Origin of the sequence: Terrisporobacter hibernicus (assembly GCF_020809405.1) — a bacterium.
Classification (GTDB): domain Bacteria; phylum Bacillota; class Clostridia; order Peptostreptococcales; family Peptostreptococcaceae; genus Terrisporobacter; species Terrisporobacter petrolearius.
The window spans coordinates 4,048,614-4,062,835 of the sequence record NZ_CP081135.1; the positions used below are offsets into that span (position 1 = coordinate 4,048,614).

The 14,222-nt window shown below is 26.3% G+C and carries 13 protein-coding genes; 3 read left to right on the plus strand and 10 right to left on the minus strand.

Annotation, left to right across the window (positions count from 1 at the left end):
* Positions 1 to 70: 70 nt before the first annotated feature.
* The 9 genes from JW646_RS19790 to JW646_RS19830 all read right to left on the minus strand — a co-directional run bounded on the left by JW646_RS19790 (position 71) and on the right by JW646_RS19830 (position 11,023).
* Positions 71 to 343, minus strand: a complete 273-nt coding sequence (locus tag JW646_RS19790; RefSeq protein WP_074917101.1) for a metal-sensing transcriptional repressor — start codon at positions 341 to 343, stop codon at positions 71 to 73.
* 112 nt (positions 344 to 455) lie between these two features.
* Positions 456 to 1,604 carry a hypothetical protein gene (locus JW646_RS19795; protein WP_228416153.1) on the minus strand — a complete coding sequence of 383 codons (1,149 nt, stop codon included), beginning with the start codon at positions 1,602 to 1,604 and terminating at the stop codon, positions 456 to 458.
* 124 nt (positions 1,605 to 1,728) lie between these two features.
* Positions 1,729 to 3,402 (minus strand): ABC transporter ATP-binding protein, encoded by a 1,674-nt coding sequence (locus JW646_RS19800; RefSeq protein ID WP_074917105.1) that lies wholly within the window; start codon positions 3,400 to 3,402, stop codon positions 1,729 to 1,731.
* The gene (locus JW646_RS19805; RefSeq protein ID WP_074917108.1) at positions 3,395 to 5,131 is read right to left on the minus strand and encodes an ABC transporter ATP-binding protein; all 1,737 of its coding nucleotides are present in this window, start codon (positions 5,129 to 5,131) and stop codon (positions 3,395 to 3,397) included. The genes JW646_RS19800 and JW646_RS19805 overlap by 8 nt, the downstream gene beginning before the upstream one ends.
* A 21-nt stretch (positions 5,132 to 5,152) precedes the next feature.
* Positions 5,153 to 6,349, minus strand: coding sequence for a S41 family peptidase (locus JW646_RS19810; RefSeq protein WP_074917110.1), 1,197 nt, complete (start codon positions 6,347 to 6,349; stop codon positions 5,153 to 5,155).
* 232 nt (positions 6,350 to 6,581) lie between these two features.
* Positions 6,582 to 8,510 (minus strand): molybdopterin-dependent oxidoreductase, encoded by a 1,929-nt coding sequence (locus JW646_RS19815; RefSeq protein WP_074917112.1) that lies wholly within the window; start codon positions 8,508 to 8,510, stop codon positions 6,582 to 6,584.
* Between the two features lie 211 nt (positions 8,511 to 8,721).
* A complete protein-coding gene (locus tag JW646_RS19820; protein WP_228416154.1) occupies positions 8,722 to 9,504 on the minus strand; it encodes a hypothetical protein in 783 nt (260 codons plus the stop codon).
* Between the two features lie 84 nt (positions 9,505 to 9,588).
* Positions 9,589 to 9,972, minus strand: coding sequence for a VOC family protein (locus JW646_RS19825; protein WP_074917117.1), 384 nt, complete (start codon positions 9,970 to 9,972; stop codon positions 9,589 to 9,591).
* A gap of 37 nt (positions 9,973 to 10,009) precedes the next feature.
* Positions 10,010 to 11,023 carry an ROK family protein gene (locus tag JW646_RS19830; protein WP_228416155.1) on the minus strand — a complete coding sequence of 338 codons (1,014 nt, stop codon included), beginning with the start codon at positions 11,021 to 11,023 and terminating at the stop codon, positions 10,010 to 10,012.
* Positions 11,024 to 11,250: 227 nt separating this feature from the next.
* Between JW646_RS19830 and JW646_RS19835 the strand changes: the two genes are divergently transcribed.
* From JW646_RS19835 to JW646_RS19845, 3 genes are all read left to right on the plus strand, one after another.
* Positions 11,251 to 11,574, plus strand: a complete 324-nt coding sequence (locus tag JW646_RS19835) for a PadR family transcriptional regulator (protein ID WP_074917121.1) — start codon at positions 11,251 to 11,253, stop codon at positions 11,572 to 11,574.
* Complete coding sequence (locus tag JW646_RS19840) at positions 11,574 to 12,506, plus strand: permease prefix domain 1-containing protein (RefSeq protein WP_228416156.1); 933 nt, start codon at positions 11,574 to 11,576, stop codon at positions 12,504 to 12,506. The genes JW646_RS19835 and JW646_RS19840 overlap by 1 nt, the downstream gene beginning before the upstream one ends.
* 285 nt (positions 12,507 to 12,791) lie before the next feature.
* Complete coding sequence (locus tag JW646_RS19845) at positions 12,792 to 13,517, plus strand: ferric reductase-like transmembrane domain-containing protein (protein ID WP_148557743.1); 726 nt, start codon at positions 12,792 to 12,794, stop codon at positions 13,515 to 13,517.
* A 59-nt stretch (positions 13,518 to 13,576) separates the two neighbouring features.
* Here the strand turns inward: JW646_RS19845 and JW646_RS19850 are convergent, their stop codons facing one another.
* On the minus strand, positions 13,577 to 14,176 hold the full coding sequence (locus JW646_RS19850) for a histidine phosphatase family protein (RefSeq protein ID WP_228416157.1): 600 nt from the start codon (positions 14,174 to 14,176) through the stop codon (positions 13,577 to 13,579).
* Between the last annotated feature and the right edge of the window lie 46 nt (positions 14,177 to 14,222).

Consider the following 14,222-nt stretch of genomic DNA (forward strand, 5'->3'; position numbering starts at 1 on the left):
TCAAAAATAAAACAAGGTTATTAGCCCTTGCTAAACAACCTTGTTTTATAAAATTTATATTTAATTATATTTACATTCTTGAAAAGTATTCAATAGCTTTTGCAAAATCTTCTATTGTTTTATCTGCATCGCCATGTTCTATTCCTTCTTTAACACAGTGATGTAGGTGACCTTCTAATACTATTTGCCCCACTTTGTGAAGAGCTGATTTTGCTGCATTAATTTGCATAATTATATCTTCACAAGGCACATCTTCATCCACCATTCTATCAACAGCATTTAACTGACCTATTAATTTTTTCATTCTTCTGTGTATATTATCTGAATCCATACATTGTTTCATAAGTTATCCTCCTAATTGTTTTCATTTATATATAATGGATTTTTATCTATTTGTGTTATAGTCATTATATTATTATATGTTAAATTTTACTAGATAATTTTCCTGATAATTTTTAACTTCTTGCATCATAATTAATTTCACAAATTAGATTATTTATATCTAATTCCTCAAACATATTATATTCATTTGAAAAGAAAGATAGCAGTATTCTTATTCTTTCCTTTGATTTTAAACCTTCACCTATATCAACTTTATTAAAAACTTTATTTCCTACTATTCTACTTTGGTCATCTTTTAATATTACTTTCAGATTGCTTAGTGATTTTATCTCATAACTTTTCAAGTTAAGTAAATATGCGTCTACGTATAGTCTATTTCCTTCTTCATCCATTGATTTTATTATTAAGTTTAAATCATCATTTCGACTATTATTATTCTTATTTCTTGAATAATATGTTTTTGTAAATTTGCTACCTTCAAATATTTTTCTTATTTCCTTAAACTGATCTTTTAATTTATTTTTAAATATATTAACTTCTTCATATGGATATGATAATAACCCTTCATATATAATATTTATATTGTTATTATTAAGATTAATTAGTGTTTCAATTGTTCCAATAACGTCACTATTATTAATTCCCACAATTCTTTGATAAATAAGCAAGCTGTAACAGTCACTAAAAACTTCTTTTATAGGAAAAATCTCACTTGGATTATCTAAAGTTGGTTTTAAGTTTGTTTTTACTTTTTTATCTTCATCGTATATTTTATTTAGATATTCTTTAGGCCTTGCAGATAAGTCTATTAAATATTTTTTCTTACCGCAGGAGACTGAAGCTCTATAATTGCTTTTAAATTTGGCACAAGCTAAATTATTATTTTTATATTTCTTCATATTAAAAATTTCTATTAACTTCTCACTCTCATATTTGTAAATCACACCTAATTCATAACTTATTAAATTGTCATGACCATCTTTATAAATTTGAGGATTTTCATACTCTCCTCTAATCATTATATTATCTATTTTATCCCCAGTAAAATCTCCCACAAAAAGTTGCATATTATATCCATTGTATGGGACATTTACAGTAATGGGCAAATCATTCTCTCTATTTATAACAAGCTGTAAGCTATTTGCATGATTACTTTTTTCATCATGAAATTCCCCAACTAATACAACGCTATCATCTGAATATTTATTAGTTATGCTCCCATAAGCTACATCAATTATCACTTTTTTATTGTTGAATGTCATAAAAACTCCTCCCCCAATTATTTAATCCTAATATATTACTTATTTATCATGGATTGTCCTTATTACTAATACTATCCCATGTTAAAAATTTATAATATTTTTATTTTGGAGGAGGGTTTTGTTTTTATATAACAATATTTTTATTTTCCAATTTAATTATTCTATCACATGTTAAAACAGATGTTAGTCTGTGAGAAATAGAAAGCACAGTTCTTTCAGAGGATACACCCCTTAGCACAGAAATAATTTTTTCTTCTGTTTCTGAATCTAAATTTGCTGTAATTTCGTCTAGTAACATAATTGGTGGTGATGTTACTATAGCTCTTGCAATTGATAGTAATTGTCTTTGTCCCTGTGAAAAAAGATGAGGAGATGCTAATGTGTCGTATCCTTCTTCTAGATTTATTATATAATCATGTAAGCCTACAAATTTCATGGCATTTTCTATATCTTTTTTGCTTATTTTTTCGTCTTTTAAACTAATTTGTTCTCCTACACTTCCCTTAATAAAAGAAAAAGACTGCTCAACATATCCAAAGATTTTTCGCTTTTCATAATTAGGTATTTCACTAACTTTAACATTACTTAAAGTGACACTACCACTACTTGGCTCTAAAAGCCCAAGAATTAATTTAAAAAGTGTTGTCTTTCCCGAACCTGTTCTTCCTGCAAAAGTTACGCTTTCTTTGTGTTTTATGCTAAGGTTTACATTTTCTAAAATATTTTCACCTTCTTCATAGTTGAAGTTTACATCTTTAAGTTCTATATCTAAGTTACTATTTATAATTTTCTCATATGTAAAATCAACTTTCTTCTTTGTTTCTTCTTTTTCATTTAAGAATTCATCTATTCTATAAATTCCTGCTATGGACTGTTGAATATTTTGTAGTTCCATGCCTAAATTTTCTATTGGTGTAAATATATTATTTATTAACTCTATAGCTGCTGCAACAGTACCTATTGAAATTCCTAAAAAAGATAAATAATCACTAGATAAAATAACTACAATAGCTATGACAACTGCTCTTAATACTAAAATTATAGGCGAAAAAATTGAGTCATAGAAATTTATTTTATCCATAGCTTCATAACTTTTATCTAAGTAATCCACATATTTATTTTCCATATATTCTTCCTTAGCAAAAGATTTAATCATTTGTATATTATTTATACTTTCTGGTATATGGTTGTTTACCTTAGCTGTTAAAACACGATACAATTTTTGAGCTTTTAACATTTTTTTCTGAAATTCTCTAGTCAAAAAATACACTGCAGGTATTATAAATAAAACTAGAATTGCAAGCTTGTAGCTAAATATCCAAATGGAAATCACAATACCTATAATCTTAAAAGCATCTACAAACATACTGACTATACCACTTGTAAATAATGAACCTACAGCTTCCACATCGTTGGAAAAACGAGATACTACGGATCCACTTTCATTAGTAGACAAATACCCTATAGGGATTTTCTCCAACTTTATCATCATTTCTTCTTTAATTTTTCTTATGATTTTTTGTCCAAATATAGTTATGATTCCTTCTTTTCCAAAGTTGAAAATACCAAGAAGCACAATTGTTGCAAAGTATAGTAAAGATGGAAATAACAAACTTTTTCCTCCAACTGTCAAATAATCATCTATAATATATTTTAATACTTGAGGTGTTGCTAAACTAAAACCAATAGTGCCAATTATTATGAAAAAAAGTAAAAAAGTAAGTAATTTATATTCTTTAAATACATTTATTATTAATTTTACAACCTTACTGTTGGTTTTTATATGCTTTTTACTCATCTTTATCACCTTCTTTTCTTTGTTGTAAAGAATAAAGTTGATTGTATAGTTTAGATGAATTTAATAATTTTTCGTGATTTCCATATTCCAATGTTTTATTATCATTTATCAATATTATTTCATTTAAGTATTTAAAAATTGATAGTCTATGGGAAATTAATAAAATTAGGCAGTCTTTATAATGGTTTTGCAAGTTACTTATTATGATTTTTTCCGTGTTCATATCAACTGCTGAAAAAGGGTCATCTAATATTAGTATTTTATTTTTATGATAAAGAGTTCTTGCTAAAGCAATTCTAGCTTGTTGACCTCCACTAAGTCTTATTCCACCATTGCCCACTAGAGTATCTATTCCATGTTCCATAAATTTTAAATCTTCAGTAAAACAAACCATATTAAGCACATGAGTAATATCTCCCTCATCTCCTAAAGTTATATTGTTATAAATAGTGTCTGAAATCAAATGAGGATTATGTCCTAAATAAGATATTATTTTACTTCTTTCATATTCAGTATAATCTCGCAGTTCTTTATTATCTATTGTTAAACTGCCCTCATAGTCATATTCTGCTAAAAATATTTTACCTATGGTTGATTTTCCACAACCTATAGGTCCTGTTATTCCAATTATTTGGTTTTCTCTTCCTTGGAAATTAAGATTTTCTATTATATATTCTTCGCTATATTTAAAATATAAATTATTAGCTTCAACCTTTGTATTTTCTTCTATTTTTTCAAGGTTTTTATCTATTTGACTGTATTCTTTTAAGTAAGGTTTTATTCTATTCCAGGATACTCTAGATTTTTGAATTGTATTAAATAGTCTAGCAATTCTACTGGCTTTTACTGCCATTACAGAAAATATGGAAATGTAAGCAGAAAACTCACCAATAGTAAAGACACCTTTGTAAACTTTTTCTCCCATGAGAATTATGACAAATACAATTCCACCCATGGCAATAACATTATAAATTGGTTGCATGGCATTTTCCCATATATTTGCTGTAATTGCTTTTTTCTCAAAGTCTTCTAGTTCTTTTTCATAAATCCTTTTATTATCCATCTCTCTTCCATATAGTCTATATAAAATTGCATTGTCTATCATGTCATAAGTTATATCTGATACTTTAGATATTTGACTTCTATAAGCTTTTGTAAATTTAAAAATAATTATTTTTAATTCTTCTGCAATTAATATGGCAACAGGTATAAAGAGGCATGCATACAATGTAATTTTAGCATCATACTGTAGCAAGGTTATTAAATATGACACAAAGAGAACTCCTGTGTCAAATACTTCTGTAGTAGATTTTCTCATACCTTCTACACAAACATCTACATCAGAAATAGTCTTTGTCATAATACTGCCCATATTCTCTTCACTTAACTCTTTTTCAGTTTTATTCAAAATATTATTATAAAGCATAAATCTCATGGTTGCTGTCGTCCTATTTGCAAATTGTCGCACATAATATCTTTTATAATATCTGAAAAATTGAACTATAAATGTAATAAATATAAATATTAATGCTAAGTATATTAAGTTATTAAAACTAATTTTTGCAATTAAAGCATCAATTAGTTTTCCTTGATAAATAGGTCTTGCAACCATTCCTACATTGTACAAAACCCCAAATATAGTGAGCAAAATTACTGTCTTCTTTTCTTTAAACCAGTAATTCTTTATTTTATCAGGATTTCTTATAGACTGGGTTAATCTTTTTTTCATATATTCCCCCCTATAAATTTATTAATTGAGCTTTTCTATTTCTAATACTTTCTTTATACAATTATCATTTTTAAAATTAGAAGTTTTTTCGCAATCTTCTATTTTGTAATCGGGAATTACTTTTAATTCTTCATCACATATTCCATCTTTATCTAAATACATACAACTAGCCATTCTAATAATTAAACCACTATTTTTTAGGTTAATTAATACAGGGTCTATAACTCCACCATCTCCTCCTGTAGACTCTCCTATTACTGTTGCAAATTTCGTTTCTTTACAAAACATAGAAAATAACTCTGATGAAGAAAATACTTTTTCATCAACAAGTAAATATATGTTTCCTTTAAATTTCAAATTAGGATTTCCTTTTATAGTATAAGACGTATTTTCAAAATCAGTAAACTGCTTTAAAATTTCCTTTGGTCCATTCTTTTTTATATGCTCAGGTAAATTTTTTATGGGCTGTAATTTTATATTTCTTTTTTGTGTGTATTTTTTAATTGTTTTACAGTTGTTTCTATAAATTCTATAACCACTTACTTTTCTATCTTCTTTTATAAGTTTAGATAGTACTCCTTGCCAATAACTATCACTTCCACCTGCATTATCTCTTATATCAATAATTAAAGCTTCGTGATTTTCTAATGTGTCAATATAGTTCCCTATTTTATTGAAATCTTCGTTAAAAGATCCTTCACTTGAAGACATTGAAGGCAAATAAATATATCCAACCTTATCTTTGATTATATCTTCTAGAGTTAATTTTTTTTTGAAAAAATACTCCTTTTGTATTTTTATTTTTGGCTTTATAGAATTATATCTATTTAAAACTTTTTCATCACTCAGAAAATCATACCAATTATTATTTGAATATGCTGTTTTAAAAAGTTCAAACCTACTTTTATTATCTATTAATTCCGTATGTCGATTATGTAAATCATCTACTATTGATGACATTTCTTCTATAAACTTCTCATCATCAGGCGTATCTTCAATTCTCTTTAGGTATTTTTCTTTATTTTCTAGCCAATCCACATTATAATGTCTTTTATTTACATATAAATAAGGATATCCTTTCTTTACGTTACTGTACAAACATTCAAAATCCTCTATTTTTTCACTTTTAGAGAGTTGACTATTTTTAGAATAAATACAATTACCTAGTCCTAATATAATTATAAAAATCATTATTAAAAGCAATATTTTCTTTTTCATATAGTTCACATCCTTATTATTCCAATTACTTTGCCCATTGTAACATTACTTTTTAAAAAATTCAAATAACAAAATTTAATATGTATTCTAAATTTATATTTATACTTTATGATATATTTAAAATAATAATCATACTTAGCAAAAGTTTTTTAAATATTCACAAAAAATAAAAATAGGAGCTAAATAATAGTATATCTAGCTCCTTATATTTCATCTAATTTTAGTTTATATTTTAATATTTATATAGCTTCACAAAAGTCTCGTTATAAGTTACTTGACCACCTATATCTGATATACCTGATTTTATTATCCAGTTAGGGTTTCCGTGTTTTTTCCACCAACCTGCATACATCATCACCACATCATCACATATAGAATCATCAATTTGCACTAAAACTTCTATTTTTCCTTCTCTTGATTCCATGGTTATTAAATCATCTTGATATAATTTATGTTTAGATGCCATCTTCTTATTAATAAATGCTTTTGCTTTGTTTTCGTAGTCCATACAATGTTGACTGAATAAAGAGTCACTTCCATGATTTGTTAATAATCTAAAATTATATTCTTCGTCTGCTTTATTAAGGTTTAAGGCATTTTCATTTATAAATATCTCAAACTTTCCAGACTCAGTTTTAAATTTTTTATCTTCCCAAGGGATGCCTTCATGTATTGTAAAATAGTTTTTTGCAAGATAATCTAAACTTATATCTTTGTTTATATATCTTAATGGTTCGATAACTTTTTCCAAATACTCTTTTTTTCCCACATAAGGATACTCCGTAAGGTTTAATCTTCTAGCTACTTCTTGGAAAAAATAATACTCATCCATAAAATTATTTTCTGGCTCCAATGCTTTTTCAATATATGTTAAATATGGATTGGTCATAGAACTATATAGTAAATCTTCACTTTCAAAAACACTTGTAACAGGAATAAATAAATCACAACTTTGTGCTGTATCCGTTAAAAACAAATCAAAACATACTTTAAATTCAATTTTAGACATTGCTTTTTCTAATTTTTTTAACTCAGGTAGCTGATTTAAAAGATTACTCTTTGTTATTACTGCCATTTTAATATTCTTCTCTTCAATAAAATCACTTATTTTACTTACATAGAAAAATTCATCATCTGCATATTTATAACTGTGGTAAGGATCTGTGTTTAATACATCTGGATAAACCCTATTGGCATAATTCACTCCGCCACCGCTATATCCTATTTGACCTGTTATAGCTCCTAGTGTATTTATATATGCAATAGTACTTCCACCATAATTATATTTTTGCATACCATATCCTTGTAAAATAGTCGAATATGTTTCTACATATTTTTTTACTAAAAAATCTAGATGTGGTAAAGTCACTCCACACATTTTGCATAAATTTCTTAAGCTTAACTTATCTAAATAAGCCTTGTATTCATCAAAGTTTTTTATATATTTATTTATGTAATCCTCATCCTGTAAGTTTAATTCGATTATCCTTTTTCCCATTGCTAAAGCTAAAGCCCCATCTCCACCAGGTTTTATCCTTAAATGAAAATCAGCTTGCTTTGCTGTAGATGTAAGAATCGGATCAATAACTATAACATAAGCTCCTGACTTTTGAGCTATTTTGATCATATTCATTGTATGTATTGTTGTGTTGGCTGGATTTTTACCCCATACTATTATAGTTTTACTATTTAACATATCTTCCAGCGAATGACTTTTCACATCGCCAAAATTTCTTTTTTGAGCCTCTATACCTGCACTCCAGCAAGGGCCACCTTTTTGTTTACAACTGCCTCCAAAAAAATTAAAAAATATCTCTCCAATACTTTTAAGAAGACTTCCACTTCCATATTGTTCATAATATATAAAGGATTTTGATCCATAGTTTTCTTTATAATAACTCAACTTTTTTGCCATAATATCTATGGCTTCTTCAAAAGTTATTTCTTCCCATTTATGATTAACCTTTAGTAAAGGTTTATATTGCCTATTTAGATGATTATGCCTTTTTACATGTTTTAGTCCTTTTTTACAAATAAACCCTTTTGTATATGGATGGCACTTGTCTCCTTCTATTTTCGCAATATTGTTGTCTTCAGTATATACATTAAATTTACATGCATCATAGCAATCTAATGTACAACCTCCACTTAAAACTTTCATCTTTTCACCCTCATTTTACCTAGAAATATTTTATATACAAATACAACTGCATCCAAGGAATATATTACTTCTACTTGTGAATTCTTTACTTTGTATTCTTTACACAACTTTACTTGTTCACATACAGTATATCAAAATAATATAAGAAGTGGTAAATTGTTTTTAGTTTCACAAAAAAAGCTCATTTAAAATAGCAATGAGCTTTTATAATTTAAAAATAATTTTTAGCTTTTAACTTTATAACTTCATAAGTTGACTTATAAACTTTATTTACTTTTTCTATTTTGTTTTTATACTTTTTCCCATTGATAATTGTTATTAGAGAAACATCCTCACTTAAAATTTTTTCCACAATGTAATCTTTATTTTCAACTTTGTAATAAACATAAAAATAATTTTCATTGAGTACTTCTATCTCCTGTGAGACGTAATTCTTTTTACCAACAACCAAATTAAATTTTGAATTTTCATGTATAATATTACTCATACTTTTTTCACTTTTAAACAGCACTTTTAAATTAGTATAATACTTTTGTATTTCATCAATTTCATTTATTAATATTTCCTTGATTGTAAAAAGGGCAACGCTATCCTTATTATTTATTATAAATAGCTTAAAAGTATCATCTTCATAATTTAGTTCTGTTGAGAACTGATTTTCTCCCCATAATCTCCCTTTTACTTTTTCTATAGATATTATGCTTCCATTAGTATTAAACACTTTCACTTTTATCAAACTTTCAGCAAAATTTCGGATCAAAAATCTTAATTCATTTTTACTAATATCAACATATAAAATATCCTTTTTTACTCTTCCGGGGTATTCGTATAATTGTTTTGAGATACTATCTTCTATAATTAAATTTATTAATACAGTTTTATTACAGTAAATATTATACACGGAATATAATTTAACACTAATAATTAATTTATCATCATTATAAAAAATATTTTGGATTTCTGGAGAAATTAATGGTTTTTTATAAAAATCCATAAAATTCCCTCCCTTTTAAATTCTTAATTCATAATATGATAAATAAATATTTCAGTACCTTTTATTAATATATATTTTAATTTATTATGCAATTATTTCAATCTGATTATTTTCAGGTCCTAGTACACAACTTTCATAATACTTGTCACCTGTCATGCGTGGTCCACTAATTATTTTATACCCTGCTTTTTCCAAATCATTAGTTAACATATCAACCTTTTCCTTACTTCCCACACTAAATGCCAAATGAATATATCCACTTTGTGTTAATGACTTTTCTCTTATTTTAACTTCTGGTCGTGTCATTATCTCAAGTCTCGTATTATCATCAAAAGTTAAGAAGTAAGTTTGAAGTCCAGTTAAAAAATTATGATATTTCTCATTTGCCTTTGCTCCAAAATACTTAACATAAAAATCCTTTGTACTTTCCAAATCATTTACATACATTGCTACATGTTCTATTCTCATTTTCTTCTCTCCTATTTTATAAGTATATTTAATTACTTTACATAATTGTTTTTTTTGTTATTGTAAGGTTTGATTTTAATGAATCCTTACACAATAAATTTATGCCCCACATAATATATTCAATAAGATCATGAATTTTAATTAGCTCTGGTAATTCTTCTTTTTCAAATATATTATTTAAATTTTCTTTAATATTTGAGTAATCATCTACAATAGTAGAACAAATACCAATAGCCTGAGGATTTAACATAGCTATAATAGACTGAGTGTATCTAGTAATTAATTCTTCGTGACCTTTTGTTGAATTTAAAAGTATTTCCATATTATCTGTAAGGTCAATCGGTAAATATTGAACCTCACCAGCCAAGTTATTCATTCCTTTAAGCATTCTTCCATTTACTATAATACCTACACCTGCACAATGATTAGCTGGTTGGAATAATAAGCAAATATCTTCGTAATTTTCTTGATCTAAATAAAATCCAATTGCTGCTGTATTAACGTCATTGCCAAAAATAATCTTTTGCTCGTATTTTTCCTTTAACAACTGAATAATATTAATTTCATTGAAATTATCTATGCCTGTAGATATTACTTTTTCATCTTTTATAATTCCAGGGATACTAACACCAATAACTTTAATATTTTCTATTTTTTCTAAAACACTATCTAAAATTTCATAAATATCTTCAATTGAAATTTTAGGTTTAACAATTCTATTTTCCATTAAAAGCTCATCTTTTAAATTATAAACTCTGTAAACAAGATGAATTCTATTACTATTTTTAAAAATAGATAAACATAGATTTTTAGAATAATTACTATTTAATTCATAATGTTTTGAAGGTCTTCCTCCTGTAGATTTAGCATATCCAGATTCAATAACCTGATGGCTTTTTAATAAATCTGCGACTATATTATTAACACTTCCAAGAGACAGTCCCGTCAAAGTTGATAATTCGTTTTTTGTACACGCATCTCTATTTATCAAAGCATTAATTATTTTTTCCTGATTTATCTTTCTTAAATTTCTTGTATTACTAATGTTCATTTATTTTCCTTCTTTCAACTTAATTATTATTTTTATTAATTATCACAACAATCATTAATACTTTTAATAAGTCTTATTAAAAGTATTATAATATATATTTTGTTATAAAGGTAATTTTTATTATAATATTTTTTTTATACAGTCTTTGTTTTATAAGTATCACTTGACTTTAACCTAAAAGTGAAATACTATCATTTTATAATACATAGGAATCCGAGGTGTGAATTTTGAATAAAGAACTTATTAAAGGTAGTACTGTTACATTAATTCTAAATACCCTAAAAAAAGAACCTACATATGGTTATGGAATGATTAAAGAAATTGAAAACAAATCTGGTGGATTATTTCTTTTTAAAGAAGGTACTCTATACCCTATTTTACATGATCTTGAGAAAAACAAGTTAATTGAATCCTTTTGGGAAAGTGAAAATGGTAGACGTAGGAAATACTATAGAATTACAAAAAAAGGCTTAACCGAATTGAAAAAACGTGAGAATGAATGGGAAGTATTTAGCAAAACAATGAATCTAGTATTAGGGGGGCAACACTAATGACTATTGAAAATAATACTATTGAAAACTTTCTACAATCTGCGTGTAGATTTATTTCCACAGAAGAAAAAGCAAAAGATATGAAAGATGAACTTAAAGATCACATTTATAGTTATATTGAGGAATATACGGAGGATGGTATGAGCAGTAATGCTGCCACAAATATGGCTTTAAAGCAAATGGGGGATCCTGATATTTTAAGTAAAATTTATAAAGATAAAATTTATAAGTATAATAAATTATTTAGAATTTTTTCACTAATAATAATTACATCCATATTTATATTTAGCGACTTTGCTTATATTTCTTTAAATAGTTTTAATAATTTTCAAATTTTTCTATGCTCATCTTTTACTATACTTATTTCTTTACAAAGTATATTTGAGATTATGGATTTTATAAGAATTATAAAAAAAGATGGTGAACTTTCTAAAGAAGATCCTCTTTTTTATATTCAATCCTATAAAGAATCTATTTGGGATGAAAAAACCATGAGATATATTCAAACTTTTTTATTTGGATTTTGTCTTATACTTTTTATATCTCTTATAAATAAATTTAATAATATTGAATCAATAGAAGTATTCTCCTCTTCTTTAGAAACAATAAATAGTATAAGTTTTATTTTACTTATATTAATGAGTGTGTCCATATTTAACCCTAAGAGAAAAAGTGCAATTGTATATAATGAAGGTATACTTATGTTTAATTCATTTGTCCCCTTTTCTAGTATAAATGGATATATGTGGTCAAAGGAAAATATAAATGGAAAAATTTGTTATAGTCTTGCATTTTCAACTGAAAAAACATCTTTTATCAAAAAATCATCTTTAATTTCCAATGAGAGAGCTTCCATAAAAGTTAGCTCTTCTCAAATTACTTTGTTAAATGAACTGTTTAAAAGTAATAATATAGGCGAGATTAATGGCTAAAAATAATTAATATAAAATTTTAGATAGTAATAAAGAGTAGTAATTTTTCTCAATCATAATTTAAAATCACTACTCTTTTTCATTTTATTTAATTGTTTATTATAAACTTATCTAATTCTTAATTCAATCTTTTTTATTATTATGTTGTAAATTTTATTGATTTTTATTGTTAATTGATAATAAGTATTGATTGATAACACCATCCATATTATAATTTCATTACAATAAAATATTTACAATATGAAGAAATAGCCCCCACGTTTCTCATATTCAATGGAGGTAATCATGAATTTTTTAATATCAATAATAGTCGCAGTACTGCTAGTAGCTTTTGGGCGCGACTTTATCAAAAAACATGCTAATATTTGTTATATAATAACTACAATATTATCAATTTTATTAATAGTAGGGTCTTATACAGGTGTTATTTGGACTTTACCTGCCTGGTTTACTACTACTATTCTTCCAATTTTAATAAAAAGTACTTTTTCTACTGCTATTTTTGTTATTGTTATGTACACAGGAGCTTTTAGAAATGGAAGTAAGTTAATTAAGTTTTTAATGCCAATTAGAGCTGAACTATCAATCATAGCAGGTATACTTACTTTAGCTCACAATATAAGCTTTGGTAAAAATCACTTTGTAAATCTTTTTACAGCACCAGAAACTATGCCAACTAATATGAAGGCTGCTGCTGGTGTTAGTATAATATTAATTGCAATAATGGTTCCACTTCTTATTACATCTTTCCCTAGTGTTAGAAAATGCATAAAACCTAAATCATGGAAAGCATTGCAAAGATTTGCCTATTTATTCTATGGACTAATATATGTTCACGTTATGTTAATAATGCTTCCAGTTGCTTTTTCAGGTGACACTAATTACATAATAAATGTGGCAGCGTACAGCGTTGTATTTCTAACTTATGCTGTAATGCGTATTTATAAGTTTGTAAGTAAAAAGTCATTCTCTAAATCAAAGCCAAGTTCTTCAATAGCAACTGCAAACTAAAAAAGTTGTAGATAGTTTATTATAATAACTATCTACAACTTTTTTAGTTCCTCAAATTACTAGTAAGCCAAAGCTTCTTCTATTTGGCTAAAATCATGGCGTATAATTTCAATTAATTTGAACTTTTTGTTTTCGTATTCATATTTAAATATGGTGCAATTAGGTATTCCTGTTTTCATCAGTTCACTGGTATCTTCAAAATTTGATAAGAAACATAAAGATGCCAATCCATGTGATACAGCTAAAACAGTGTTATGATATTCTTTTTCCATTATTTCTGTGCAAGTTTTAAGCATTCTTTCTTTAACTTGTGACAAAGATTCTCCTCCATATTGTAAAAAGAAACTTTCATAATCTTTTTTATCTGTTGGTTTTAAATCTACACTTTCACCTTCAAATAAACCAAAATTCATTTCTTTTAAACCTTTTAATCTTACATACGGTATTCTTCCATTAGTGGCTATTTCTAAAGTGTCACAACATCTTTCTAAAGATGAGCTATAAGCATGGTCTATATGAATATTTTTTAAATACTCCCCCGCTACTTCAGCTTGCTTTTTTCCAAGTGGTGTAAGCGGTGAATCACAATGTCCTTGCATTTTTCTTCTTAAATTAAATAAAGTTTGTCCATGACGCATTAAATATAATGTTTTCTTCATATCCATTCCCCTTCTAACTTTAATGATAAATGTATTTTTAACTACC

Bases quoted from the DNA above. Each gene is read 5' to 3' on its own strand.
- JW646_RS19830 (WP_228416155.1), bottom strand. From the start codon at position 11,023: ATGAACATTAGTAATACAAGAAATTTAAGAAAGATAAATCAGGAAAAA.
- JW646_RS19845 (WP_148557743.1), top strand. From the start codon at position 12,792: ATGAATTTTTTAATATCAATAATAGTCGCAGTACTGCTAGTAGCTTTT.
- JW646_RS19820 (WP_228416154.1), bottom strand. From the start codon at position 9,504: ATGGATTTTTATAAAAAACCATTAATTTCTCCAGAAATCCAAAATATT.
- JW646_RS19805 (WP_074917108.1), bottom strand. From the start codon at position 5,131: ATGAAAAAAAGATTAACCCAGTCTATAAGAAATCCTGATAAAATAAAG.
- JW646_RS19790 (WP_074917101.1), bottom strand. From the start codon at position 343: ATGAAACAATGTATGGATTCAGATAATATACACAGAAGAATGAAAAAA.
- JW646_RS19810 (WP_074917110.1), bottom strand. From the start codon at position 6,349: ATGAAAAAGAAAATATTGCTTTTAATAATGATTTTTATAATTATATTA.
- JW646_RS19800 (WP_074917105.1), bottom strand. From the start codon at position 3,402: ATGAGTAAAAAGCATATAAAAACCAACAGTAAGGTTGTAAAATTAATA.
- JW646_RS19825 (WP_074917117.1), bottom strand. From the start codon at position 9,972: ATGAGAATAGAACATGTAGCAATGTATGTAAATGATTTGGAAAGTACA.
- JW646_RS19840 (WP_228416156.1), top strand. From the start codon at position 11,574: ATGACTATTGAAAATAATACTATTGAAAACTTTCTACAATCTGCGTGT.
- JW646_RS19850 (WP_228416157.1), bottom strand. From the start codon at position 14,176: ATGAAGAAAACATTATATTTAATGCGTCATGGACAAACTTTATTTAAT.
- JW646_RS19795 (WP_228416153.1), bottom strand. From the start codon at position 1,604: ATGACATTCAACAATAAAAAAGTGATAATTGATGTAGCTTATGGGAGC.
- JW646_RS19815 (WP_074917112.1), bottom strand. From the start codon at position 8,510: ATGAAAGTTTTAAGTGGAGGTTGTACATTAGATTGCTATGATGCATGT.